The 22436-nt window shown below is 36.7% G+C and carries 30 protein-coding genes and 1 tRNA gene; 16 read left to right on the top strand and 15 right to left on the bottom strand.

Annotated elements, in window-relative coordinates; translation table 11 throughout:
• Nucleotides 1-2: 2 nt before the first annotated feature.
• The 5 genes from GYX25_RS02370 to GYX25_RS02350 form a co-directional block, all read right to left on the bottom strand.
• The gene (locus GYX25_RS02370; RefSeq protein ID WP_174786591.1) at nucleotides 3-977 is read right to left on the bottom strand and encodes a DUF7146 domain-containing protein; all 975 of its coding nucleotides are present in this window, start codon (nucleotides 975-977) and stop codon (nucleotides 3-5) included.
• Nucleotides 974-2539 carry a DEAD/DEAH box helicase gene (locus GYX25_RS02365; RefSeq protein WP_174786590.1) on the bottom strand — a complete coding sequence of 522 codons (1566 nt, stop codon included), beginning with the start codon at nucleotides 2537-2539 and terminating at the stop codon, nucleotides 974-976. The genes GYX25_RS02370 and GYX25_RS02365 overlap by 4 nt, the downstream gene beginning before the upstream one ends.
• 2 nt (nucleotides 2540-2541) lie before the next feature.
• Nucleotides 2542-2889: a hypothetical protein gene (locus GYX25_RS02360; RefSeq protein WP_174786589.1), complete on the bottom strand. Its 348-nt coding sequence runs from the start codon at nucleotides 2887-2889 to the stop codon at nucleotides 2542-2544.
• A 174-nt stretch (nucleotides 2890-3063) separates the two neighbouring features.
• Nucleotides 3064-3339 (bottom strand): hypothetical protein, encoded by a 276-nt coding sequence (locus tag GYX25_RS02355; RefSeq protein ID WP_174786588.1) that lies wholly within the window; start codon nucleotides 3337-3339, stop codon nucleotides 3064-3066.
• 4 nt (nucleotides 3340-3343) lie between these two features.
• Nucleotides 3344-3565: a helix-turn-helix domain-containing protein gene (locus GYX25_RS02350; protein ID WP_091123774.1), complete on the bottom strand. Its 222-nt coding sequence runs from the start codon at nucleotides 3563-3565 to the stop codon at nucleotides 3344-3346.
• A gap of 148 nt (nucleotides 3566-3713) precedes the next feature.
• On the opposite strand from GYX25_RS02350, the gene GYX25_RS02345 reads away from it, so the two are divergent.
• The 11 genes from GYX25_RS02345 to GYX25_RS02295 all read left to right on the top strand — a co-directional run bounded on the left by GYX25_RS02345 (nucleotide 3714) and on the right by GYX25_RS02295 (nucleotide 7896).
• On the top strand, nucleotides 3714-4415 hold the full coding sequence (locus tag GYX25_RS02345; protein ID WP_202983804.1) for an XRE family transcriptional regulator: 702 nt from the start codon (nucleotides 3714-3716) through the stop codon (nucleotides 4413-4415).
• A 290-nt stretch (nucleotides 4416-4705) separates the two neighbouring features.
• Nucleotides 4706-4912: a hypothetical protein gene (locus GYX25_RS02340; RefSeq protein ID WP_174786587.1), complete on the top strand. Its 207-nt coding sequence runs from the start codon at nucleotides 4706-4708 to the stop codon at nucleotides 4910-4912.
• A 9-nt stretch (nucleotides 4913-4921) separates the two neighbouring features.
• Nucleotides 4922-5149 (top strand): hypothetical protein, encoded by a 228-nt coding sequence (locus GYX25_RS02335; RefSeq protein ID WP_174786586.1) that lies wholly within the window; start codon nucleotides 4922-4924, stop codon nucleotides 5147-5149.
• Between the two features lie 2 nt (nucleotides 5150-5151).
• The gene (locus tag GYX25_RS02330) at nucleotides 5152-5475 is read left to right on the top strand and encodes a hypothetical protein (protein ID WP_174786585.1); all 324 of its coding nucleotides are present in this window, start codon (nucleotides 5152-5154) and stop codon (nucleotides 5473-5475) included.
• A complete protein-coding gene (locus tag GYX25_RS02325) occupies nucleotides 5472-6218 on the top strand; it encodes a KilA-N domain-containing protein (protein ID WP_174786584.1) in 747 nt (248 codons plus the stop codon). The genes GYX25_RS02330 and GYX25_RS02325 overlap by 4 nt, the downstream gene beginning before the upstream one ends.
• Before the next feature lie 3 nt (nucleotides 6219-6221).
• Entirely contained in the window at nucleotides 6222-6452 is a 231-nt protein-coding gene (locus GYX25_RS02320; protein ID WP_174786583.1) for a hypothetical protein, read from the top strand.
• A complete protein-coding gene (locus GYX25_RS02315) occupies nucleotides 6445-6648 on the top strand; it encodes a hypothetical protein (protein ID WP_065590903.1) in 204 nt (67 codons plus the stop codon). Before GYX25_RS02320 ends, GYX25_RS02315 begins: the two co-directional genes overlap by 8 nt.
• Nucleotides 6648-6932, top strand: a complete 285-nt coding sequence (locus GYX25_RS02310) for a hypothetical protein (protein ID WP_174786582.1) — start codon at nucleotides 6648-6650, stop codon at nucleotides 6930-6932. The genes GYX25_RS02315 and GYX25_RS02310 overlap by 1 nt, the downstream gene beginning before the upstream one ends.
• The gene (locus GYX25_RS02305) at nucleotides 6919-7314 is read left to right on the top strand and encodes a hypothetical protein (protein WP_174786581.1); all 396 of its coding nucleotides are present in this window, start codon (nucleotides 6919-6921) and stop codon (nucleotides 7312-7314) included. Before GYX25_RS02310 ends, GYX25_RS02305 begins: the two co-directional genes overlap by 14 nt.
• Before the next feature lie 61 nt (nucleotides 7315-7375).
• The gene (locus GYX25_RS02300; protein WP_174786580.1) at nucleotides 7376-7621 is read left to right on the top strand and encodes a hypothetical protein; all 246 of its coding nucleotides are present in this window, start codon (nucleotides 7376-7378) and stop codon (nucleotides 7619-7621) included.
• 59 nt (nucleotides 7622-7680) lie between these two features.
• Nucleotides 7681-7896, top strand: a complete 216-nt coding sequence (locus tag GYX25_RS02295) for a helix-turn-helix transcriptional regulator (protein WP_065609681.1) — start codon at nucleotides 7681-7683, stop codon at nucleotides 7894-7896.
• On the opposite strand, the gene GYX25_RS02290 is transcribed toward GYX25_RS02295, so the two are convergent.
• Nucleotides 7885-9075 (bottom strand): tyrosine-type recombinase/integrase, encoded by a 1191-nt coding sequence (locus GYX25_RS02290; RefSeq protein ID WP_180214322.1) that lies wholly within the window; start codon nucleotides 9073-9075, stop codon nucleotides 7885-7887. The genes GYX25_RS02295 and GYX25_RS02290 overlap by 12 nt on opposite strands.
• 147 nt (nucleotides 9076-9222) lie before the next feature.
• A tRNA-Arg gene (locus GYX25_RS02285) sits at nucleotides 9223-9294 on the bottom strand.
• A gap of 125 nt (nucleotides 9295-9419) precedes the next feature.
• Here GYX25_RS02285 and GYX25_RS02280 point away from each other — a divergent pair.
• Nucleotides 9420-10178 (top strand): MlaA family lipoprotein, encoded by a 759-nt coding sequence (locus tag GYX25_RS02280; protein ID WP_174786579.1) that lies wholly within the window; start codon nucleotides 9420-9422, stop codon nucleotides 10176-10178.
• 90 nt (nucleotides 10179-10268) lie between these two features.
• Here GYX25_RS02280 and GYX25_RS02275 read toward each other — a convergent pair whose 3' ends face one another.
• Entirely contained in the window at nucleotides 10269-11084 is an 816-nt protein-coding gene (locus GYX25_RS02275; protein WP_174786578.1) for a TIGR03915 family putative DNA repair protein, read from the bottom strand.
• A 3-nt stretch (nucleotides 11085-11087) separates the two neighbouring features.
• Complete coding sequence (locus GYX25_RS02270; protein WP_174786577.1) at nucleotides 11088-12353, bottom strand: putative DNA modification/repair radical SAM protein; 1266 nt, start codon at nucleotides 12351-12353, stop codon at nucleotides 11088-11090.
• Nucleotides 12354-12633: 280 nt separating this feature from the next.
• On the opposite strand from GYX25_RS02270, the gene fabB reads away from it, so the two are divergent.
• A complete protein-coding gene (gene fabB, locus GYX25_RS02265) occupies nucleotides 12634-13845 on the top strand; it encodes a beta-ketoacyl-ACP synthase I (RefSeq protein WP_091346658.1) in 1212 nt (403 codons plus the stop codon).
• 136 nt (nucleotides 13846-13981) lie between these two features.
• Here the strand turns inward: fabB and GYX25_RS02260 are convergent, their stop codons facing one another.
• From GYX25_RS02260 to GYX25_RS02250, 3 genes are read right to left on the bottom strand one after another with little or no spacing between them, the layout of a single operon-like run.
• Entirely contained in the window at nucleotides 13982-14704 is a 723-nt protein-coding gene (locus GYX25_RS02260) for an amino acid ABC transporter ATP-binding protein (RefSeq protein WP_091346656.1), read from the bottom strand.
• Nucleotides 14691-15455 carry an ABC transporter permease subunit gene (locus GYX25_RS02255; RefSeq protein WP_174786576.1) on the bottom strand — a complete coding sequence of 255 codons (765 nt, stop codon included), beginning with the start codon at nucleotides 15453-15455 and terminating at the stop codon, nucleotides 14691-14693. Before GYX25_RS02255 ends, GYX25_RS02260 begins: the two co-directional genes overlap by 14 nt.
• An 18-nt stretch (nucleotides 15456-15473) precedes the next feature.
• Complete coding sequence (locus tag GYX25_RS02250) at nucleotides 15474-16208, bottom strand: basic amino acid ABC transporter substrate-binding protein (protein ID WP_425337776.1); 735 nt, start codon at nucleotides 16206-16208, stop codon at nucleotides 15474-15476.
• A gap of 408 nt (nucleotides 16209-16616) precedes the next feature.
• On the opposite strand from GYX25_RS02250, the gene asnA reads away from it, so the two are divergent.
• A complete protein-coding gene (gene asnA, locus GYX25_RS02245) occupies nucleotides 16617-17609 on the top strand; it encodes an aspartate--ammonia ligase (RefSeq protein ID WP_091346648.1) in 993 nt (330 codons plus the stop codon).
• A gap of 58 nt (nucleotides 17610-17667) precedes the next feature.
• On the opposite strand, the gene GYX25_RS02240 is transcribed toward asnA, so the two are convergent.
• From GYX25_RS02240 to GYX25_RS02230, 3 genes are all read right to left on the bottom strand, one after another.
• Nucleotides 17668-17988: a DUF1161 domain-containing protein gene (locus tag GYX25_RS02240; protein ID WP_091346646.1), complete on the bottom strand. Its 321-nt coding sequence runs from the start codon at nucleotides 17986-17988 to the stop codon at nucleotides 17668-17670.
• 406 nt (nucleotides 17989-18394) lie between these two features.
• Nucleotides 18395-18658, bottom strand: a complete 264-nt coding sequence (locus GYX25_RS02235) for a SemiSWEET family transporter (protein WP_091346644.1) — start codon at nucleotides 18656-18658, stop codon at nucleotides 18395-18397.
• 500 nt (nucleotides 18659-19158) lie between these two features.
• The gene (locus GYX25_RS02230) at nucleotides 19159-20547 is read right to left on the bottom strand and encodes an aminotransferase-like domain-containing protein (protein WP_174786575.1); all 1389 of its coding nucleotides are present in this window, start codon (nucleotides 20545-20547) and stop codon (nucleotides 19159-19161) included.
• Nucleotides 20548-20734: 187 nt separating this feature from the next.
• Here GYX25_RS02230 and pdxS point away from each other — a divergent pair, with 187 nt between their 5' ends.
• Nucleotides 20735-21622 carry a pyridoxal 5'-phosphate synthase lyase subunit PdxS gene (gene pdxS / locus GYX25_RS02225; RefSeq protein WP_174786574.1) on the top strand — a complete coding sequence of 296 codons (888 nt, stop codon included), beginning with the start codon at nucleotides 20735-20737 and terminating at the stop codon, nucleotides 21620-21622.
• Nucleotides 21622-22212, top strand: a complete 591-nt coding sequence (gene pdxT, locus GYX25_RS02220) for a pyridoxal 5'-phosphate synthase glutaminase subunit PdxT (RefSeq protein WP_091346639.1) — start codon at nucleotides 21622-21624, stop codon at nucleotides 22210-22212. The genes pdxS and pdxT overlap by 1 nt, the downstream gene beginning before the upstream one ends.
• Nucleotides 22213-22436 lie beyond the last annotated feature (224 nt).

Below are 22436 nucleotides of genomic sequence, written 5' to 3'. Positions count from 1 at the left end.
GCCTACTCCCCTTTTTTCTCTTTTAAACTCGCCCATTCATAAACTTTTAGCCCCTGGATCAGCACATTATTAAAATCACCTTTTTCTGGCCATCTAATCGTTACCTTTTCAACATCGTTATGTATTGATAAAAGGTTATTCTTAGCGCACTTAAATGCGGCTGATTGTCCTGTTAAATTCCAATCAGTATCAGCAAAAATCATCAGATGCTTAACGCCAAGTGGCGCCATAAATTTTTCTAAAAATGCCGCATTGATAGTAGACCATGTATTACATTTATAAATTTGATAGCATGACAAAGCTGTTTCTATCCCCTCAGCAATGCCAAGCGTTGACGAAACGGGAAATAATCGAATCGCTACCGACTTTGCATAAGTCAGATAATTTTCATCTTGTAAGCTATTTAGCTTCTTAGGTGTGGTAATATTTGCTTTACTGTCTCCATTTAATAACGTACGATGCAGATAACACAGGTTTCCGTTAAGATCCGTTGCTAATGCATAAATAGCACTTAATGCAGTATTTCCCTTTCCCTCGCTTGGTGAATACTTTATATTGCATACATTAGCAGGTAGCGTAATATGGCGATTATTGAGGTATTTTTCTGCCTGAGTTCCTTTTAGTGATTCAAGATTATTAAATTTCTTAATAACCCTGTTCCTAAGCTCATTTATATTGCTTTTTAACTGTTTAGGTTGATTATTATTAGTGTATGAATTGCCGATCAGCAGATCGATTTCTTTCGCTAACGTTCTAAAATCTTTTCGCTGTGTTGTTTGCAATAGCTTCCAAATATCACCATTGCCACAACTACAAATCCAAGTCCCCTTATTATCTCTGTTATCCATGCGGTAATGATTTTTCTTACCGCACATAGGGCATTCACCACGATAATGCTTACCTCCAGTGATTGGAGGCAAATTATAATGCGCTAAAACAGCAGGAATGTGATACTTGATTGCGTCCACAGTTCTCATACTTGACCGCCTAATAATACTTCATCAGTTGCTAACGATAAGTCTTGCTGTATTTTTTGTGTTGATACTCCACGGCTTTTAGCGTATGCAATTTGTTTACTTAAAATAAAATTTCTCACCTCAGGACCAATTTCTTTTAAGCAATAATTCAACTTTCTTGGCCACACACCAAACTTGCTTCGGTAAACATGAGCGCACCATCCATCGCTTAATGATTTATTTTTAGTTTGTGCTACTTGATGCTGATAAAACAAAATTTGAGACCACCAAGATTGCTTTTCTGATTGGCTATACTCAGTACGCTTACCTTTGTTGATTTTTTGAATGTTACGGGTTTCGTCTGTTTCAACATCTTCATTAGCTAATGGCTCATAACCGCATTTAGGGCATGTATAAACACCAATCAGCTTCATAAATTTACAAGACGGGCATTCCTTTGGCTTTTTCTCGGTAGTTTGGCGTTCTTGGATTTTATTTTCCTTCATACCATCATCCTTTGACGGTAATTTGTCATACTCAATATCATCAGGAAAACCTAAACGGTGAACCGTTCCGCTGTGGTCAAAAATAACGCACTTGTCTTTTCCCTCCGCTGTCCTAAGTCCCCTACCAATACACTGAACCCATCTGATTTCTGACTTCGTTGGACGGGCATAAATAACACATCGAACATCACTATCAAAACCAGCAACAAGTACACCAACATTGACAAGGATTTTAGTAATGCCCAACTCAAACCGTTCAATAATTAATTTACGCTCATCTTGTGGAGTGCTAGCCGTCATAACCTCCGCGTTGATCCCCGATTTTTTAAACTGGATAGTGACATAATTTGCGTGCTTAACATTGACGCAAAAGCAAACTGTTGGTAAGTCATTGCCGTTTTCTAGCCAGTTTTGTACTAAATCACCCACCAAATCAGCGCCGCACATAATTTCGCCTAGTTCATCTTCGTTGTAATCATTTCCCATTGCTGTGTTATGAGATTTAACACCTTTTAAGTTGGGTTTAGTTGGTGCATAGAATTCATAAGGGCTTAACTCGCCAAGTTGTATTAACTCTTTCATACTGGTTGGCTTTATGAGTTTTTCGTAATATTGCCCTAGGAATGTTGCAAAAGGTGTTCCTGATAACCCGATAACCTTTGCTGATGTTTCTTTGATGTATGCCAGTAACTTTTTACGTTTTAAATGAGCTTCATCAATGATAATCAGATCGACATCAGCAGGGAGTTCACGGCGAATCAAAGTATCGGCACTGGCTATCTGAATCGGCTTTCTTGGGTCATATAGTTCGTGCTTTTGCCAAATCACAGAAATAAGATTTTCATCAATCCCATATTGAACAAAACGAGCCATTGTTTGTTCAATCAAAACCGTGTACGGAGCAATAAATAACACGCGCATATTGTTATTAATAAAACCATCAGTAATGAATGCGGCAAGCCCAGTTTTACCGCTCCCTGTGGGGCTACTAACCATGAATGTGCGGTGTTCCTTCCAGTTTTGACGAAGTTCAACAAGTCCCTTTTTTTGAGCGTGATTTGGAGTGATATTAAGCATGATTACCTTCTCGCTGAAACCACATCAATGCCTAACGTTTTGTGCTGAGATAAAAAACTATTTCTCAACAAAATAAAACCTTGCTCACCATGTTCACCTAGTGACTGAATACGCTCCAGTGAGCGAATACGAGGGTTTTTGTTATCAAGTTCAATCCAGCAAGACTTACCACTCTTACTTACCTTGAGGTTGATCTTTGCATTTTCCAAGAAAGGATGCTTCGCCTCCTTCTCAACCACATAACCATTTAGGTTCAACTTAGCAATCAATGCCGACATAAAAAACCGCTTATCCGATACCGTCGTCTTGTCAAACTGCTTGGATAGTATTGCTATAATCTCAGCTTTCATTCATGCCCCTATATATAATAATTAAGATCTATATAAATAATTCTTTCTTTGGAATAGTAATAAAATATATATACTCAGTAGTATTATTAAACTACCAAGCACCCCCGCCCTTACCCATCAAAAGCCGCTTCTCTCTCTTGATAAGTACCTCAAAAAACATGTTGAGGATTTTCGTTACAGCGTAACTATTGGCGGCTCACAGACCTGACAACTCATTACACTTGAATAACGTTTTACATATTTACGAAGCCTTGTATTGGCTTCTCTACGAGCTTTATTCTCCTTTTTGTGTGCTATTGGCTCTTTGTCATATTCGGCTATAAATACATCTGCATATAACGCAGATACCCTTTTCCTAACTCGCTGCGGTAACTTAGATAGCATTTCAGCGATCCACTTTTCATCATCCTTGCAATAAGTTTCGGGTAAACAATAGATTGATGTATTCATTCAATCATTCCGGTGGAAATAGCTCAGGCAAATCAGGGCGCAACTCACACGCTTTAACTACACCATTTGTTGCTTTAACAATTAACGGTACATAGTCAGCTTTAACTTTTTGCTTGTTATGCAACCATTTCCAAACATTTGGCTGAGTTGTTCCTGTGATTTCTCCTAATTTTTTTTGCCCACCAAGAATTTCAATTGCTAACTGAATACTTCTGTTTTTATTCATCAATATTCCTAAAGTTATATAGTTAACATCAAATGATAACCAAATATAACTTAAATAATAACTCAAATCAATAACTTTTGTGTTGTCTTTAAATAACTATAGTTATATGATGTATTTAATAAATCATATTCATTAAATAGGGTCTGAAATGGAGCAAAATAACTTTAACGAGCGTGTTAAATTGGCGTTTAAGATGTCAGGGTTATCGCAACACCAATTGGCTGAAAAAGTGGGAGTTAGCCAACCGGCAATTCAAAAGATACTATCAGGGAGATCTAATTCATCTAGGAAATTAGTTGAAATCGCTAATGCTCTAAACGTAGATCTGTTTTGGTTAACCACCGGATCGGGAGAAATGAAAAAAAATAACATAAATTCTAATGCAACAATACTTGGAGCTATAGATGATTGGGATAATGATACACCACTTGATGAAGATGAGGTAGAAGTGCCATTTTACAAGGATGTACGTTTAGCTGCTGGTAATGGATTTGCTGATGATATTGAAGACTACAATGGTTGCAAGCTTAGATTATCCAAATCAACAATGAGAAGATATGGAATTGATAAAAATTGTACTGTTTGCTTAACCGTTTATGGAGACAGTATGGAGCCAGTTTTTAGAGATGGAGCAACAGTTGCAATTGATCGGGCTGATAGGAATATCAGAGATGGGAAAATATATGCAATCAACCATGATGGTTTATTAAGAATAAAAATTTTGGAAAAATTACCCGGCAATCAGATTAAAATTAAAAGTTACAACGCTGGCTATGATGATGAAATAGTATCTCAAGATGAAATAACTATCTTGGGACGTGTTTGGTGGCAGTCATCTATTATTGATTAATAAGTAATTCACAACAACAAAAAACCGCTTCGGCGGTTTTTTTGTGTCCTATTTATATCCAAATCAAATAAGCTTAATACAAGCTATTTCATTATAAACACAATATTAGACCCAAAATTAAAACCTTTTAATCAAATAGTTTTAACTGTCTATAAAAAAATATAACTATTTATAACTTAACTGTTGACTAAATTTATAACTATAGTTATTATTGGTTTTAAGAGATCTTTTTAGATCCTTTAGTAAGTTATCAGTGAGATAACAAAATTTAACATCAATAGGAGCTAATAATGAATATTTATCTATTAAATCACGACTCACGGGAAAAAATAGAAGAAACGCTAATTCAAATGAAAGCGGTGGCAATGTTAATCAATGAAACAACATCCCCAGATTCTGACAATAGAAACGATCACGTTAACACGTGCGCTTGGATGATAGCTGAACGATTAGAAGAGACATTAGAAGCTTTAGATAACTTACCAAAACAAAAATGAGGTAGAAGAATGGACGGTAAAAATGTATGCACTCAATTAACCGCTGATGAACATGAAGAAATTGATTGTCAATTATTGCAGTTAAAAGGCGTTGTCGGGTTAATTTTAACAGTAACAAAACCAGACGGAGATTATGCTAATAACCAAATTAATAGCTCGGCGTGGTTGGTTGCTGATGTTATTGAAAACATAAGAAGTAAATTAGAAAAATTATCAAAACCAGTTGGATGGGAGTAAAAATGAGTAATTTCAGCTTAGGATATTTTTTAGATGAACCACTTATATCCTTTTTTGTTCGTGAAGGGGAAAAGCCATTATTTGGTGCTCTTTTTTCAGCAAAAGAAATCCCTAATGTACTAAAGCAGTTAAATAATCGATGCATAAATGCTATCGAACCTTTAACCAAGATTCATAATCGATTTTTAGAAACGGATGATCTCAATTGCATATATGAAGTATTTCCACAAATACTTATGGAAATCAGGAAAAAGGCAAAAAGTGGATCCCCTAAGACCACCATCAAAGGGGAAAATCAAACCAACAACTTAGGAATGAAAGCATGAAAAATAGTATCAAAAACGATTTATCTTGTCCAGTAATAGCTGGAATCTCAATTACAGCCGATGAGCAAGGTCGATATAATCTTAATGCGCTACATAAAGCTAGTGGGGGCAAAGATGCTAAAAGACCTAAAGCGTGGTTAGCCACAAAGTCTACTCAAGAACTTATTGAAGAGCTAAGGCAGAATTCTGCCTTCGGTCAAGAAATAATCACTGTCACAAAAGGCGGTATTAATCAAGGTACTTTCGCCCATGAACTTTTGGCCATTTCTTATGCCGGTTGGATTAGTCCAAAATTCCAGTTGACGGTTAACCAAGTATTTTTGGATTACAAAAAAGGCGAGCTTACACCTACACCAAAAATTGATAACTCAGGGTTACCAGAATTAAGAAAAGCAAGAGCGATAAAAGAAGTTTATAACGTTGCTGAAAAATTATGTGGACACCTATCTAATTTGAGTTCGCCATCAAAACAAGCTATCTATGCTAAGTTAATTAATCCAATCGCAGGTTCTGTTGTCCCCTATCCTATTCTAGATGGACAAACTTATTCAGCAAAAGAAGTCGGTGCACAACTGGGAATATCAGGTCACAAGGTGGGACTAATTGCTAATAAGTACAATTTGAAGACGGAGGAAAACGGCATCTTTGTGCTAGATAAAGCCGAGCATTCAGATAAGCAAGTCACTAACTTTCGTTACAACGAAAATGGAATAAAAGCCATTAAATCACATATGGAGGTATAACCCATGTATAACCCAGTTAATTATTTATTATCAAAATCTGCCTCTAAAGAAGAATTAAGAGAAGTGCTTAGTATCGCAAATGACGGTATCGGCGCTATTGCTGACACGCTTTGTTGTGCCGATTTAACTACTGTGGATGATGAAACCATGAATCAATTCGGTTCTGCGTTACTGATATTAAAAGGTGTTATAGAAAATGCTTTTATAAAAATGGAGGAATCAACCAATGAATAATCTTATGTTTACTGTTCACACTTGTTTTGAAAAATTTGTTGTTAAAAATAAACTAGATTTTTCATTGGTTCGAGACCCAAATATCAAGGCGTTAAACAACTATGTTGAAAACGATACAGCACAAATCTTTGATGTGTTTGCGCAAGGATTCCGTTCTGCTATTGAGTATCAACTAACCCAAGGTAAAAGTGACTAATGGAAAAATACAAACTAACAAAAGTTGATGCGGATAAAGCAGGAAAAAAGTTTTACGGTGAATTTTACCGTTGCTTCCATGTTGATCGTGAATTACTCAAGCTCAATAAAAAAATATTGAACCTTGAAGCTAGATTAAGCAAAAAGAACCCAACATTCAGTATTCAAGATTTCAGAGATTACATTTTGAGTGGAGGCTGTTCTAATAAAAATGTAAAAGTTTATATATTAAATTTAATTGATGCGTACATGTTAAATAGGAGACACAAAGATGAGCTTAACTAAAATGATTATTAACAGCGAATTAAATGAAGTTGCAGCAAATGCGGTAAGACAGCAATTTATATTGTTAGCAAAAAAGCATAACCCAAATGCAGATTTTTCAGTTACAAGCGATTCTAATTTACTTAATAACTTTTCTAATGAAGATATACGTAATCAATTCAGCTCATTTATAGCTGGTGCGCTTTTAAATCAGTCAGCTTTAGCTGCTACCGCATTCGGCATTATTGCAGATGAGGTGCATACCGCACTTGATAGCTGGGATGAAGAAAGGCTTGGGATAGCTAACGAAATGCTCTTTTTTATTAATGATCTTTATATTAAGTATTTCGGTGTTGGATTTATGAAGATTGTTGAAAAGAAACCATCAGAGTTAAACAAATAAACAATATCCCCCATTGGGGGATAATTCTAATGAATTAACGCCAAAATTCTAAGGAAATCAAATGAAAAACCGTAGAGCGGTAACAATCAGCGTAACTCCGGCTGAATATGATTCTATCTGTACCGCGTTCGGAGAGTATTTTAATAAATGCGAAGGCGCTGATGATGATGTTTTTGTTGAAGACGCTAATCTGGACGGAAATAATTTTAAAACGTTTCAAGCAAAATATAAAAAAGCATGTCAAAGACAATTAGTAAGAGACACTATTAAAGAAGCACTAGCTACACAAAAAAGCAAAGAGCAATAATTGCTATTGCTGAGTGTTATTTGTTGATGAGAGATGAGAAAAGATTATAGGAGTAAATAATGGTAAATAATTTAACAATTGAAGACCCAAGATATAGCAAATCACAGGTTTGCGGCTACATGGGCGGATTAGATCAAACCACGTTAGACAAATGGGTGGCGAAAGGAGAATTTCCAAGGCCCGATTTATATTTAGGTAGACATCCGCGTTGGAAGCTGTCTACCATCAACGCTTATCTTGCCCAAAAAGAACAAGAATATCAATCATGCGGTTAGGCTATCTATATAGTCCGCATACCACTGCATCATCTCACGACGCCCCTCCAAATATTGTGCGTGATTGTAAATACCACGCACATTCCCTTCTTCGTGATTTAATTGTTTTTCTATCCAGTCACGATTAAAACCATGCTCATTTAATACACTTGAAAACTGATGCCTAAAGCCGTGCCCAGTTGCACGGTTAGCAAATCCCAATCGTTTTATTAAACCTAAGATAGCGCCGTTAGACATGTGTTTTGAACTACTATTTCTACCAGAAAAAACATATTCTCCCCGCCCTGTAATTGGCTGTAAAAATTTTAGAATATTAATAGCTTGATTAGATAGCGGTACCACGTGAACCCTTGATTTTTTCATTGATTCTTTTGGTAGAATTATGTATCGTTTATCCAGATCTACATATTCCCATTTGCAACTCAATAATTCCATAGTCCTGACGGCAGTCAATATTAATAATTCTGTAGCATAACGAACTAAAATATTACCCGAATACGATTGCAATGCTTTCATAAATTCACGCATATCATCTTCCATTAGAAAGGCGTAATTTTCTGGCGTATGTGTGACCATAGCTTTAGCTAATTCACGCGCTGGATTGTTTTCTGCCCTTTCGGTAATAATTGCATATTGAAAAACCTCGGTACAACGTTGACGCATTTTTTTTGCAATTTCCAATGCACCTCTATTTTCTATTTGTTTTAAACAGTTTAGCATTTCTAGAGGCTTGATTTGCGCAATATCCATATCGCCAACGAACGGGAATATATCTTTTTCAAAATACCGAATAATCATTTCTCTGGTATTGATAGACCAATTCCGTTTTTTTGTATCAAACCATTCAAGGGTTATTTTTTTAAAAGTATTTCCTTGCGCGATATTAGCAAGTAAAGTTTTTCTTTTTCGCTCAACAGCAGGATCTTTGCCGTAAGCAAGCATCTGCCGAGCTAATTCTTTTTCGTTGCGTGCATCTGCTAAACTAATATACGGATACTTACCGATCGTTAGCGTTTTTCTTTTGCCGTTGAACTGATAATCATAGCGCCAAGATTTAGTTCCTGTAGGTGTGATGTATAGATATAGGCTTTCAAAGTCTGGCAACTTGTACGGTTTTTCTTTTGGTTTTGCTGATTCAATGGCTTTTACAGTTAGCATAATTACGGTATTTTTGGTCATGGTATTAAAATATACCGTAAATATACCGTTTAAATGTTTGCGTTGTCAATCGTTTAGAATCGTGTTTAGTCGTGTCGAAATACCTTAAAACACTGTTAAAATAAAGCTTGAATCGTAGAGTGTCGTTTTAAATCTTATTCGTTAATACGACCCCAGCAGGAATCGAACCTGCAACTAGCCCTTAGGAGGGGCTCGTTATATCCATTTAACTATGAGGTCATAGGGGGCTCATTTTAATAAATTTACAAAGATAATGCCATTTAAATAACGAAAAATTTTTTATTTTAGGTAATCATGATACAATTATCTCAAATTTAACCTCATTACTTTTAATTGAAGATACTATGAAAAAACGAATCGTTGGTATGATGTTTTCTGTAATGGCACTCACAGGTTGCGCTACTTATCAGGCCGAAAATAATTCCTATAGTGACCCGTTATCTGGCTTTAACAAAACCATGTTTGATGTTAACTACTATGCGCTTGATCCTTATATTTTGCGCCCTACGGCAGTCGCTTGGAAAGATTACGTCCCTTCTCCTGTTCGTACAGGTGTGGTTAATTTTTCCTCTAACCTGTCTGAACCCGCTTCAATGGTGAACAACTTATTACAAGGTGATGTTCATAAAGCGGGTACGCATTTAGCACGATTCTTTTTAAATACCGTTTTCGGTTTTGCGGGTTTGATGGATGTTGCTAGTATGTCAGATCCACAATTACAAAAAGGTGGCAAACGGAGTTTTGGTGATGTACTAGGCCATTACGATGTACCTTATGGTCCTTATGTTGTGTTACCGTTTTATGGATCAGCAACGTTAAGAAACGAAGGTGGTAGCGTAGTTGACTCTCTTTATCCACCACTTGTTTGGTTAGATTGGCAATGGGCGTTAGTGCGTGGTGCGTTTGACGGTATTGAAGCACGGGCTGTTGCGATCGAGTATGAAGATTTAATTAAAAATAGCGATGATCCTTATAACTTTATGCGTAATGCTTACTTCCAACGTAATGACTTTGTGGCATCGGGTGGTAAAGTGGACGAAAGCAAGCAAAAACAACGTGAAGAATCGATTAATGATGTTATTAATGATATCGATTCACAATAGCTTTAATTAAATTATGTCGTTGTATTAAATCAAGCTAATAAATAAACCGCCATTAATTGGCGGTTTTTTTATGTTCCTTTATTTGTCCATTTATTTCGATATTGGTTTCATTTCTGGTAGATAATGCCAAAATCGGCTTGGCATTTGTTGACGTTGTAATTTAGGATTGATGCGTTCTTTGATGGTTAACGCATTGCAATAGCGTTGCCACATAGTTTGAAATAGCGCTTCGTCTTTGGTTAGATACTGCTGATTAACTTGGCTATTGATAATCAGATCATCTTTATCAATAAGCGACACAGGTTCAATCCCGTGTAAATTATAGATATAACCATATTCACGCTTTTCATCATATATTGCCCATTTTTGATCAGCAAAGCGCTCTTTAAAAAATTTAATCACCAACGGCAAAACATTATAAATAGGTGCTATGATCGAAAAATAGATCTTATCATCCCTATCGTTAGGCTCAACAACATCTTTAAGTGGATTATTGATGGCATTAAAGCGTACAAATTGCATCACTCGATGCCGCTCCCGACTCACTTTTTTAGCAATATCATGAACAGTTAGCACATCTTGATCGGCAAAATCAGTTTCGATTGATTTAGATGATTTAAATACCTTACAAATGTAACGAAAAACAATTAAATCACTTTCAGGCAATTCCGACAGCCAAACATACATCAAATGACGAAGCGCAACTTTGCTAATCTTGTTAATTAATGCTACGCGTACTCGTTCATATTTAGCATTGCAAAATTCAACATGATGCCTATCAGATACTAACAACGACTCGATCTGTCCTGTGGTTAATAAGCATTCAGGCATTTTCTTGAGTTTAAAAGCATCAAACACAGCACAAAGCAAGCTTTCAAAACTCTTATCATAATAAAACGCCAGCATGATTTACCAGCCCATCACTAGTTGCTGTGGAGTATTTGTCTGTTTATCTTCTAGCAAAGGCGGATCTTGCAACGTAAGTCGGATATATTCGGCCGATGAATTGAGTAATTTGAATTTTCTCATTTCGTGGCAAATAACAAAAAATTGTGCACGTTTTAAAACAACGCCAATGCGTTTAAGTGCATCAAGAGTAAGCTTTCGATGACGCCTTGCCATCACAATTAACTTGGCTGACTTAACACCAATGCCTGGCACTCGTAATATTTTTTGATAACTATCACGATTCACATCAACCGGAAAAAACTGCGGATTACGGATTGCCCAAGCCAGTTTGGGATCGACCGTTAAATCCAGATCGGGATATTGATCGTTAACGATTTCATCGACATTAAAATCATAAAAACGCAATAACCAATCGGCTTGGTATAAACGGTTTTCGCGCACTCTTGGTACTTCTTGCACAACAGGCAGCCGTTTGTCGTAACCATTTACCGGAATAAATCCCGAATAATAAACTCGTTTCATACTTGGTCGTTTATAAAGTTTGGCGGTTAATTGCAAAATTTGCTTATCCGACTCATCTGTCGCACCAATAATAACTTGAGTACTTTGCCCTGCAGGTACAAATTTGGGTGTGGTTCGAAATTTTTTGCGATCCTCGATATTTTCTAACACATTTTGATGAATTTGCCGCATAGGTTGATAGATGCTTTGATGATCTTTATCGGGCGCGAGTAATTTAAGATTTTCTTCCGTTGGAATTTCTAAATTAACACTCATCCTATCAACTAATAAGCCAGCTTGATTAATTAGATCATTACTCGCACCGGGGATCGCTTTCATATGTATATAGCCATTAAAGCCATGCTCATCACGCAAAATCTTTACCACTCTAATCATTCTTTCCATGGTATGATCTGGACTTCTAACAATCCCCGAACTGATAAATAAGCCTTCGATATAATTACGGCGATAAAATTCAATAGTCAAATTGGCTAGCTCGCGCGTGGTAAAGCCCGATCTTGGAATATCATTACTTTGCCGGTTAATACAATAAGCGCAATCAAACATGCAATAATTTGTCAGCATAATTTTAAGTAACGAAACACACCTTCCATCGGCAGTAAAGGTGTGGCAAATACCAGATTTATGTGCATTACCAATACCTTTAGCTTTATTACTTCTTGATGCACCACTTGACGAGCAGGAAATATCATATTTTGCCGATTCAGCTAATATTTCAAGTTTGGTTATCATTTTCTCGGACATATTCAACCTATTAAAACACTGTCTATTTATACAGTATATAGCAATCCTATAAAGCTTGGCAAGCAAATATTGCGAGCTAAAATAGCTACCATTCGAGCTCTTTAGCGTCGCTTTATTCAGCTGTTTTATTTAGTTTAATTGCTTTATTTATTTAAATATCAAGGCGATATTAAGAGATACAAATAAAAAATACGGCAAGGTATTGTTCAGCTTACAAGTGTACGCTATAATCAACGCACTTTTTTATATGAAGCCAGATAACTTAGGAGCTAAATAGTAAATGAAACGTGTTGTAATTACAGGGTTAGGAATTCTTTCAAGTATTGGGAATAATACTAAAGAAGTTTTAGAATCACTAAAAATCGGTCGTAGTGGTATTACCTTTTCCCAAGAAATGAAAGATAGCGGAATGCGTAGCCATGTATGCGGGAATGTCAAACTCGACACGACAGGACTGATTGATCGCAAAGTTGTTCGCTTCATGAATGACGCTTCTATTTATGGTTATCTAGCTTTACAACAAGCCATTGAAGATGCAAAATTGACTCCGGAACAAGTCTCTAACCCTCGCACTGGTTTAATTGCTGGTTATGGTGGCTCAACCAAAACACAATACAATGTCGTTGCAGGCATGAAAGAAAAAGGCCTACGTGGTGTTGGTCCTTATGCTGTAACTAAATCAATGTCATCGGCAATTTCGGCTTGCTTAGCAACCCCATTTAAAATCAAAGGGATTAGCTACTCAATGACATCTGCTTGTGCAACATCAGTTCACTGTATTGGTCACGCAGCCGAACTGATTCAACTTGGCAAGCAAGATATCGTTTTTGCCGGTGGTGGTGAAGAACTGTGCTGGGAAATGTCATGCGAATTCGACGCCATGGGTGCTTTATCAACCAAATATAACGACAACCCAGAAAAAGCATCACGTGCTTATGATAAAAACCGTGATGGTTTTGTTATTGCAGGTGGTGCCGGCATGGTTGTTGTTGAAGAATTAGAACATGCCCTTGCGCGTGGTGCTCATATTTATGGTGAACTTGTTGGCTATGGTGCAACATCAGACGGGCATGATATGGTTGCCCCATCAGGCGAAGGTGCAATGCGCTGTATGCAACTTGCTATTCAAGATTTAGATGTTCCGGTTGATTACATCAACACCCACGGCACATCAACCCCAGTGGGTGATGTCAAAGAGTTATGGGCAATCAAACAAGTATTTGGTGATAACATTCCAGCGATTTCATCAACCAAATCAATGACAGGTCACTCATTAAGTGCAACTGGTGCACAAGAGCTTATTTATTCATTATTAATGTTAGAACATGGCTTTATTACACCAAGCATTAATATTGATGAACTTGATGAAGCAGCAATTGGTATGAACATTATTACCGAACCAACCGAGCGTGAACTTACCACAGTCATGTCAAATAGCTTTGGTTTTGGTGGTACAAATGCCTCAATTGTCATGAAAAAATACAAGGGTTAATAAGCAAATTTAACTATATTCATAAAAAAACCGTTCTGTAATGAACGGTTTTTTTATTGCTAAAACAATACCACTGACTAACCAACTTACTGCTGACAAAAGGAACACCTAAAAACAGCAATAACTATATTAACAGTTATAGCACCTTACTCAAAAATAGCTTAGTACGTTCGTTTTGCGGATATTTAAAAATTTGCTCGGGCGAGCCCTGCTCTTGAATAATTCCCTGATCGATAAAAATCACACGGCTGGACATTTCCCGAGCAAACCCCATCTCATGGGTAACAACAATCATAGTCATGCCTTCTTGCGCTAATGACTTCATGACAGCAAGCACCTCACCAACGAGTTCAGGATCAAGCGCCGATGTAGGCTCATCAAATAACATCACTGTTGGTTCCATCATCAAAGCCCTAGCTATTGCCACGCGTTGCTGTTGACCTCCAGATAATTGACTTGGGTAAGCGTCGATCTTATCAATCAAACCGACTTTAACAAGCAAACTTTCAGCTTTAGCAATAGCATCAGTTTTCGCCATTTTTTTAACATCCATTGGCGCTAAAATTAAATTTTGCAATACCGTCATATGGGGGAACAGATTAAAACGCTGAAACACCATACCTACCGATTCACGCAGATGATTAATATTGGTTTTAGGGTCATGTACTTTAAAACCATTAACGACAATTTCGCCCGATGTGATATCTTCTAACGCATTAATACAACGCAAAAAAGTACTCTTACCCGAACCCGATGGCCCAATGATCGAAATGACCTCTTTTTCTTGAATATCACACGTAATACCACGCAATACATGGATATCACCAAACTGTTTTTGTAGATTTTTAATGTGAATCACTTTTGCCTAACCTTTTTTCCATATATTTCACAAGGAGTGATAATAAAAACGTCATAGACCAATAAACAATCGAAATAATAAAATAAGGTTCAGCATAAACCGCATTGGCGGCACCCGCAGTTCTAGCCGCATAAGCCAAATCAATAAGCCCAATAGCTGAACCTAATGATGAATCCTTTAAAATAGCAATCGCATTATTGCCCAAAGGCGGTAACATTCGGCGAAAGGCTTGTGGCAAAATAACTTTGCGCATTGTACTGCCATAACCCATACCCAGCGATCGGGCAGCTTCCATTTGTCCTTTATCGATGGATTGAATGCCGGCACGGAATATTTCAGAAATATAAGCACCAGCATTCAACGTAATTGCTAATATACACGAAATAAACGCGCCATATTGAACACGTAAATATCGGGCAACTTCTGGCGAAATCAAATAATCGGACACCAAAATACCGTTATTAGGATGTAACAAAAATGGCATAACAACAAAATAAGTCACCATAATTTGCACAAATAATGGGGTACCACGAAAGGCACTAACATAAATTTTCACCGGCCACTTAACCAACACACACAGCACATATTTATAAATACCATGCCGACATTGAGCAACCCGACCAATTCCTAATATTAAGCCCCAAAAAGTACCAAGCACTACACAAACAACAGTGCAAGTCACTGTCATTATTGCACCATCAATAAACAGCGGTAGATAATCTTGTATAATATCCCAGTTAAATCCCATCACTAAAACCTATTGGCCAAATTAATTAATTGGTAAAGTTGGTACGTTGTCATCAAACCATTTGCGATAAATTTTGCTATAAGTTCCATCAGCAACAATTTTTTTAAGTCCTGCATTGATTTTATCATTTAACTTTTGATTGCCTTTAGCAACAGCGATACCAAAATACTGAGGTTCAAAATTTGAATCAGAAATCAAATTAAAATCCTTACCGGGATGCATTTTGATATAAAACTTAACGACCCCAACATCACTAACAGCGGCATCAATACCTTGTTCATATAAATCTTGTAAAAGAAGCGGTGTATTATCAAAACGCTTAATAGCGCGGCTATTACGACCTAAAACTTTCGAGACAACAACATCAGCCGTACTACCATTAACAACCCCTACTGTTTTGGTATTCAAATCAGTAAGCGCGGTAATATTTGACCCTTGTTGAGTCACAATAACTTGTTCTGCAGGAAAATAAGGTAACGAAAAATCAACTGAATTTTTACGTTTATCGGTAATTGTAATTCCAGAAATAATAATATCGCGCTCACCATTATTTAGACTTGCAAAAATACTGTCCCAAGGAGTATTAATTAGCTTAATATTAAAATGCTCAGCATCTGCAATTGCTTTAATCAGATCAATATCAAAGCCTTCTAACTCACGTTGGCTATTTTCGAATTCAAATGGACGATAAGTCCCACCTGCACCAACCACATAAGTTGGCTCATCAGCATAAGAAAAAGCACTAAAAACAAGCATACTACTAGCAAAGATTAACGAAAAAAAAGACTTCATCATGACTTCCTAATTGTAAATAAATGGAAAAAACATGATAACTTTTGAACAAAATATTGCAACTTAATATTTAAATAAGGTGCATTAATGATGGTGTTTTTGGTTTTAGGGAAAGGAAAAGATAGTTTTAGATAAAATCCACAAAAAAACAAAACAAAACCAATATCTTTTCTGACTGATTTTTGAGTGATGATTTGTTTTTTGTAAAAATAATTCCATAAGATACGTCATATCCATAATATACAGTGGCAAAATCACAACAAAATGAGTACTTTCTTTACTCTGTATTGCTTTTTTATCTTCATCTTGCAAAATTCACTCATCTAGTTTACTTTACTTATACACGGAAAATTAAATAACTAGAGCGTAAACATGACGATATCATTTAAAGAGCAGCAGCAACGAATCAGCTTTGTTAAGCAGTTTTTTGCCAACCAACTTGCCGAACGTTTGTCACTAATCGAAGTGCAAGCTCCGTTACTAAGTAAAGTTGGCGATGGTATTCAAGATAATTTATCTGGTACAGAACATGCCGTGCAAGTTAAAGTGAAGGCGATCCCTAATACGCAATATGAAGTGGTACATTCACTGGCTAAATGGAAGCGTAAAATTTTAAGTGATCACCATTTTGAAGCAGGCGAAGGAATTTATACCAATATGAAGGCATTGCGCCCAGATGAAGATAAGCTTTCGCCAATTCATTCGGTTTATGTCGATCAATGGGATTGGGAAAAGGTGATTCGCCCTGAAGATCGCAATTTAACTTATCTAAAACAGACTGTTGACAATATTTATGCCGCCATTAAGGCAACTGAAAAGGCAGTATCACAACAATATCATATTTCGCGATTTTTACCTGAATCGATCACCTTTATCGATAGTGAACAATTATTAAAACGTTACCCAAATTTATCCCCTAAAGAGCGCGAAAATGCAATAACCAAAGAACTTGGTGCAGTGTTTTTAATTGGTATTGGCGGTAAGTTATCGAATAATGAAAAACACGACGTCCGTGCTCCCGACTATGATGACTGGAGCAGTGTAAATGATTTAGGATCTAAAGGCTTAAATGGTGATATTTTAGTCTGGAATCCGATTTTAAATAGTGCATTTGAAATTTCATCAATGGGAATTCGTGTCAATGCTGAAACGCTAAAACATCAATTAAAACTAACTAATGATGAAGATCGCTTACAACTTGATTGGCATAAAGCGTTAATCAATGGCGATTTGTTGCAAACAGTTGGTGGTGGCATTGGCCAATCGCGTTTAACAATGTTACTTCTGCAACAAAAGCACATAGGTCAAGTACAAGCAAGTGTATGGGACGATGATGTTAAAGCAAATTACAGTAATTTATTATAACCAATCACCAACAAAAAATAGGGCCTAGCGCCCTATTTTTTTGCTTAAAAAATTTAAATTAATTTGTCACTGGCTCATCACTTTGTACTGGAGCTGATTCAGTATTTTTTGGCGTAGATTGTGATGGATGATTTTCAGTTGCAACACCATCTAAACGAACGTAAACAATATGTTGCTGACCACGATCACACGATCCTACAATTTTACCTTCAATTTGTTCCCCTGATTTGTCAGCAGGTTCGAGTTTAAGCTGAAAATGGGATGGATCAACACCATTATTTTTAATTTTTTCGGCAATATTGGCGCTAATTTCGTCACAATTGGATGCCGCAGCTAACATAGGTAAACTAAGTAAAAACACACCGATTAATTTTTTCATTTTCTTTCCCTTTTATATGTGATTTGATTATTGAATGCATTGTAAAACTATTGATTACACTGTCTATCAACTTTTAATGGCGATTAAAAACAGCCTACAAATATAATTACACATCCAACAAGATTATTATTCTGTTGGGTAATATTAAAACAAACCGATGACTTCAATTTATTCACTATACAATTTGATAAGTGATTAATAAACCTGTTAATAACTCAATAATGTTATGATTAATAACTTGTTTTTTTAAAGGTTAAATATTAAGCGACTTTATTTTCGATCTTATTTTGATAAAAATAGCCACTCTTTTTTTTAGTTTTACTAAAATTATCCCATGTTGATTAGTAGGTAAAAAAACAGCCACTAAACAAAATTGATTAGCGCCCATTCAATCGCTTTACGCAAATTATAAAGCAGTTAAAAAAGCAATTAACCCAAAAAAGACACCTGGGCAATTGGCAATAGCAAGTGGCCAGTCTTTCTTTTCCCTCAATAACCCATAACTAACCCAAAGCGCACAGTTAACGGCTGCGGCTAGTGGTTGAGTTGGATTGGATTTTAATCCATGCAAATTATCGATGATTTGCGGAATATAAGAAACATACATTCCTAATGATGCTATCGTGGCGATAATACCCAAAATACGAAAAGCCTTCGGTGAAAGATGCAAAATAGCCTCCTAATAGCATTTATGATTTATCATCTTGTGTCTTCAATTATAGCTAGTTAGACAACTATCAGCAATCCACCTTCTAAAGCTTAATCCTGTAAATTGTATTAAAATAAGACAAGCAATTCACTCACCTAGCATTACTGGCTAAGATTTATAAAAAAATTCACTATTAATCAATAAAATAAAACAACAATCAATAATTAATTTTGGCACGTGATAACAAATAACAAGGCATAACTAATTTCAATAATTGGTTAAACGATTTAATATTTTTTAACATTTTTTTGATTATTTGAATACAGTTTGCTTTGTACAATAATAGTCAATTGATAATTTTAGCTATAGAGTCAATATACTAAAAGAACCGAAATTTTTTATTCACTGTATAACTTAATAAGTATTGAATAATCCTGTTGATAACTCTTTAAAGCCATGATTAATTTATAAATTTATTTAAGATCAAATATTAAGCAATCATAACAATAATTTTATTTTAGTTATAATTCAAAATGTCCATAACTTAATCTAATTGCACCAAGACCATCGCCAAAACTGGCACCTTGTGACACAATCACACCATCTAATAACAGCTTATTAAGCAAAGCAGATTCTTGCGCAACCGTGTTCACTGGTAAATAAGCATACAAGTGAAAGCCACCCAATGGAGCTTGATAAGTAATATCACTGCCAAAATAACTATCTAACCACAGCATTAACTGTTCAGCTTTGATTTGCAACGCTTGGCATAGATGCTGTTGATGGCTTACGTAGTGATGTTGCAAATACTCTTGCGCCAATAATTGTGGCAAAATGCTTAACCCTGAGTCGATATGTTGTCGAATTTTTGCTAGATTTTCGATAATATCACGTGGGGCAACCATCCACCCGACGCGAATATTTCGCCCTATATATTTTGATAGCGAACCCAGATAAATAACTTGGTTATGCTGTTCAAATTTTTTAATTGGTGATACGGCCAAATCACGTCTAAATGCTAAACTACTATAAGCATCATCTTCAACAATCCCAATACATTGAGATCGACAAAATGCCAATATTTCTTTCTTACGCTCATGGCTCATAACAAAACCCATCGGATTTTGGAAGACAGGATTTAAAAACAGCCATTTTATGTGATGTTGTTGCACACAGCTAGCAAGACTTTCAAGCGTGATACCATCATTATCACACTCAATACCATACAAACGTAATCCTGCAGCTTGAAACAGTGGTAAAGAATAAAAATAAGACGGCGACTCAATTCCCACCGAATCCCCGGGTTTAAGCAACCCCTGCGTAATCAAAAACAACGATTGCTGTGTGCCCGATGTAATTAAAATCTCTTCAGGATCAACTTGCATCGCAAACTGCTTTTGCATATAAATAGCAATTTGCATCTTTAGTGATGGCAACCCCAATTGTAATGTATCACTATTTTTTTCGTGCATAATCAATTCATCTAATGAGACATTGGGTAACTGAAGTTTGGGGATCAAATGCGTTGGTAAATCACCATTAGCCAGATCACAAATGGATAATTGCGTACGCATTTGTGCCGATTTTTGTTGATAAACCGATTGCTTATTTTGATAAAAATGCGCAGGTAAACGCCAATGAATAGATGAATAGGTTTGCATTCCCCATTTTTGATTATTGACATAAGTACCGCTTCCTTGCCGACGGATCAGCACACCACGTTCCGTTAACAAATCTAAGGCATGGACAACCGTTGAACGATTAACAGACAATTTTTTTGCCAATTCGCGTTCTGAAGGCAACCTTTCGCCGGCTATCAACATACCTTGATCAATATAATCTTCAATAAGTTGTGTCACTTTCTTAAAAAGTGCACCTGACAAGGGTGCTAGTTTTTGCTGATCCCACATGATTATTTCACTTTAACAGGTTTCATGGCTTGCTTGGGCATGTTTATTACCGCAAACACTGCAAAATTGGATGGTGCTATTATAGTCCAATTGGCTGTTTTTTGTGGTGTTTTATTTTTGAATAATAAAAAGCATTAAATACAGTTAGACAATATCGTCATTATTGATTGAATCAGGAGCAAAAAAAATGAACCCAATTACAGGCACACAAACCGTTAAACGAGGCATGGCACAAATGCAAAAAGGTGGCGTTATTATGGACGTGGTTAACGCAGAACAAGCCCAAATAGCGGAACAAGCTGGCGCAGTTGCCGTAATGGCTTTAGAGCGAGTGCCCTCAGATATCCGCGCAGCGGGTGGAGTTGCTCGAATGGCTGATCCAACTATTATTGAACAAGTCATGAAAGCGGTCACTATACCTGTGATGGCTAAAGCACGCATTGGTCACATTGTTGAAGCTCGTATTTTAGAATCAATGGGCGTTGACTATATTGACGAAAGCGAAGTGCTCACCCCTGCCGATGAACAGTATCACTTACTCAAAGAAGAATTCACCGTACCATTTGTTTGTGGTTGTCGTGATCTGGGCGAAGCGCTACGCCGAATTGGCGAAGGTGCATCTATGCTACGCACCAAAGGTGAACCCGGCACCGGCAACATTGTTGAAGCTGTGCGCCATATGCGTAAAGTCAACGAACAAATTCGCCAAGTTGCTAACAAATCGAAAGATGAATTAATGACTTTTGCCAAAGAGATAGGTGCACCTTATGAGCTAGTATTGCAAATCAAACAGTTAAAAAAACTACCTGTTGTTAACTTTGCCGCTGGCGGCATAGCAACCCCTGCCGATGCGGCACTTATGATGCAATTGGGTGCTGACGGTGTTTTTGTTGGATCTGGCATATTCAAATCCCAAAATCCTGAAAAGTTTGCTAAAGCCATTGTCCAAGCAACCACTTATTTTGACGACTATCCACGTTTAGCCGAGCTTTCAAAAGGCTTGGGTAACGCAATGAAAGGAATTGAAATCAGTACACTTGCTCAATCAGAAAGAATGCAAGATCGAGGTTGGTAATGACAACTTCAGCTCATAACAACGTTAAACACATTGGAGTGCTCAATTTGCAAGGTGCAGTCAGTGAGCATATAACAATGCTTAATAGCATCAACAATGTACAAACAACTCTAGTTAAACGTCCTGAACAATTAACCAAGCTAGACGGATTAATCATTCCCGGTGGCGAATCGACCACCATTAGCCGTTTAATTAAACAAAATGGACTTGTCGAACCAATAAAACAATTTGCCAAACAAGGCAAAGGCATATTAGGCACCTGCGCGGGACTGGTGCTTTGCGGTAATAGCACAACTCATAACGAAGTCGAATTGTTGGGCTTAATGGATATTTGTGTTGAACGCAACGGCTTTGGACGGCAAATTAACAGCTTTGAAACAACCTTAGAGATACCAACGATTGGCAAGCAAATACCAGCAATATTTATTCGCGCACCTTATATTGCCAAAGCAGGACAAACTGTTGAACAACTCGCATTCGTTGGAAAGCGTTGCATTATGGCACAACAAGGTAATATTTTGGTATGTGCTTTTCATCCTGAATTAAGCAAAGATAATCGAATTATGTGTTATTTTGTTGATAGGTGTTAAAGGGGTGATACTGTAAAAACCACCAAATAAAAACTTTAATAAAATCAATATCTTTCCTGACCGATTTTTTGGCTGAAAATCGGGCCTTTTTTTGTTTTGGTGAATAGGATAGATTGGGTGTGGTGGTTTCGGACGTTTTAACCTGGGCTGAACAAAATTGCTATCGTGCCCACGTCCGAGCTAAGGGAATTAGAGCGAATTCCCTTAGCAATCCCGCGCTTTGG

The sequence above is a fragment of the Gilliamella sp. ESL0254 genome (assembly GCF_013344985.1).
Lineage (GTDB): Bacteria > Pseudomonadota > Gammaproteobacteria > Enterobacterales > Orbaceae > Gilliamella > Gilliamella bombicola.
This window is presented reverse-complemented; position numbering and strand designations above follow the sequence as displayed.

Excerpts from the sequence above, each read along its gene's own strand:
- GYX25_RS02345 (WP_202983804.1), top strand. The coding sequence starts at position 3,714 with ATGGAGCAAAATAACTTTAACGAGCGTGTTAAATTGGCGTTTAAGATG.
- GYX25_RS02305 (WP_174786581.1), top strand. The coding sequence starts at position 6,919 with ATGAGCTTAACTAAAATGATTATTAACAGCGAATTAAATGAAGTTGCA.
- pdxT (WP_091346639.1), top strand. The coding sequence starts at position 21,622 with ATGACAACTTCAGCTCATAACAACGTTAAACACATTGGAGTGCTCAAT.
- fabB (WP_091346658.1), top strand. The coding sequence starts at position 12,634 with ATGAAACGTGTTGTAATTACAGGGTTAGGAATTCTTTCAAGTATTGGG.
- GYX25_RS02230 (WP_174786575.1), bottom strand. The coding sequence starts at position 20,547 with ATGTGGGATCAGCAAAAACTAGCACCCTTGTCAGGTGCACTTTTTAAG.
- GYX25_RS02340 (WP_174786587.1), top strand. The coding sequence starts at position 4,706 with ATGAATATTTATCTATTAAATCACGACTCACGGGAAAAAATAGAAGAA.
- GYX25_RS02270 (WP_174786577.1), bottom strand. The coding sequence starts at position 12,353 with ATGTCCGAGAAAATGATAACCAAACTTGAAATATTAGCTGAATCGGCA.
- GYX25_RS02250 (WP_425337776.1), bottom strand. The coding sequence starts at position 16,208 with ATGCTTGTTTTTAGTGCTTTTTCTTATGCTGATGAGCCAACTTATGTG.
- GYX25_RS02310 (WP_174786582.1), top strand. The coding sequence starts at position 6,648 with ATGGAAAAATACAAACTAACAAAAGTTGATGCGGATAAAGCAGGAAAA.
- GYX25_RS02300 (WP_174786580.1), top strand. The coding sequence starts at position 7,376 with ATGAAAAACCGTAGAGCGGTAACAATCAGCGTAACTCCGGCTGAATAT.
- GYX25_RS02320 (WP_174786583.1), top strand. The coding sequence starts at position 6,222 with ATGTATAACCCAGTTAATTATTTATTATCAAAATCTGCCTCTAAAGAA.
- GYX25_RS02315 (WP_065590903.1), top strand. The coding sequence starts at position 6,445 with ATGAATAATCTTATGTTTACTGTTCACACTTGTTTTGAAAAATTTGTT.
- GYX25_RS02295 (WP_065609681.1), top strand. The coding sequence starts at position 7,681 with ATGGTAAATAATTTAACAATTGAAGACCCAAGATATAGCAAATCACAG.
- GYX25_RS02325 (WP_174786584.1), top strand. The coding sequence starts at position 5,472 with ATGAAAAATAGTATCAAAAACGATTTATCTTGTCCAGTAATAGCTGGA.
- GYX25_RS02355 (WP_174786588.1), bottom strand. The coding sequence starts at position 3,339 with ATGAATACATCAATCTATTGTTTACCCGAAACTTATTGCAAGGATGAT.
- GYX25_RS02360 (WP_174786589.1), bottom strand. The coding sequence starts at position 2,889 with ATGAAAGCTGAGATTATAGCAATACTATCCAAGCAGTTTGACAAGACG.
- GYX25_RS02370 (WP_174786591.1), bottom strand. The coding sequence starts at position 977 with ATGAGAACTGTGGACGCAATCAAGTATCACATTCCTGCTGTTTTAGCG.
- asnA (WP_091346648.1), top strand. The coding sequence starts at position 16,617 with ATGACGATATCATTTAAAGAGCAGCAGCAACGAATCAGCTTTGTTAAG.
- GYX25_RS02365 (WP_174786590.1), bottom strand. The coding sequence starts at position 2,539 with ATGCTTAATATCACTCCAAATCACGCTCAAAAAAAGGGACTTGTTGAA.
- GYX25_RS02275 (WP_174786578.1), bottom strand. The coding sequence starts at position 11,084 with ATGCTGGCGTTTTATTATGATAAGAGTTTTGAAAGCTTGCTTTGTGCT.
- GYX25_RS02280 (WP_174786579.1), top strand. The coding sequence starts at position 9,420 with ATGAAAAAACGAATCGTTGGTATGATGTTTTCTGTAATGGCACTCACA.
- GYX25_RS02240 (WP_091346646.1), bottom strand. The coding sequence starts at position 17,988 with ATGAAAAAATTAATCGGTGTGTTTTTACTTAGTTTACCTATGTTAGCT.
- pdxS (WP_174786574.1), top strand. The coding sequence starts at position 20,735 with ATGAACCCAATTACAGGCACACAAACCGTTAAACGAGGCATGGCACAA.
- GYX25_RS02335 (WP_174786586.1), top strand. The coding sequence starts at position 4,922 with ATGGACGGTAAAAATGTATGCACTCAATTAACCGCTGATGAACATGAA.
- GYX25_RS02330 (WP_174786585.1), top strand. The coding sequence starts at position 5,152 with ATGAGTAATTTCAGCTTAGGATATTTTTTAGATGAACCACTTATATCC.
- GYX25_RS02290 (WP_180214322.1), bottom strand. The coding sequence starts at position 9,075 with ATGACCAAAAATACCGTAATTATGCTAACTGTAAAAGCCATTGAATCA.
- GYX25_RS02350 (WP_091123774.1), bottom strand. The coding sequence starts at position 3,565 with ATGAATAAAAACAGAAGTATTCAGTTAGCAATTGAAATTCTTGGTGGG.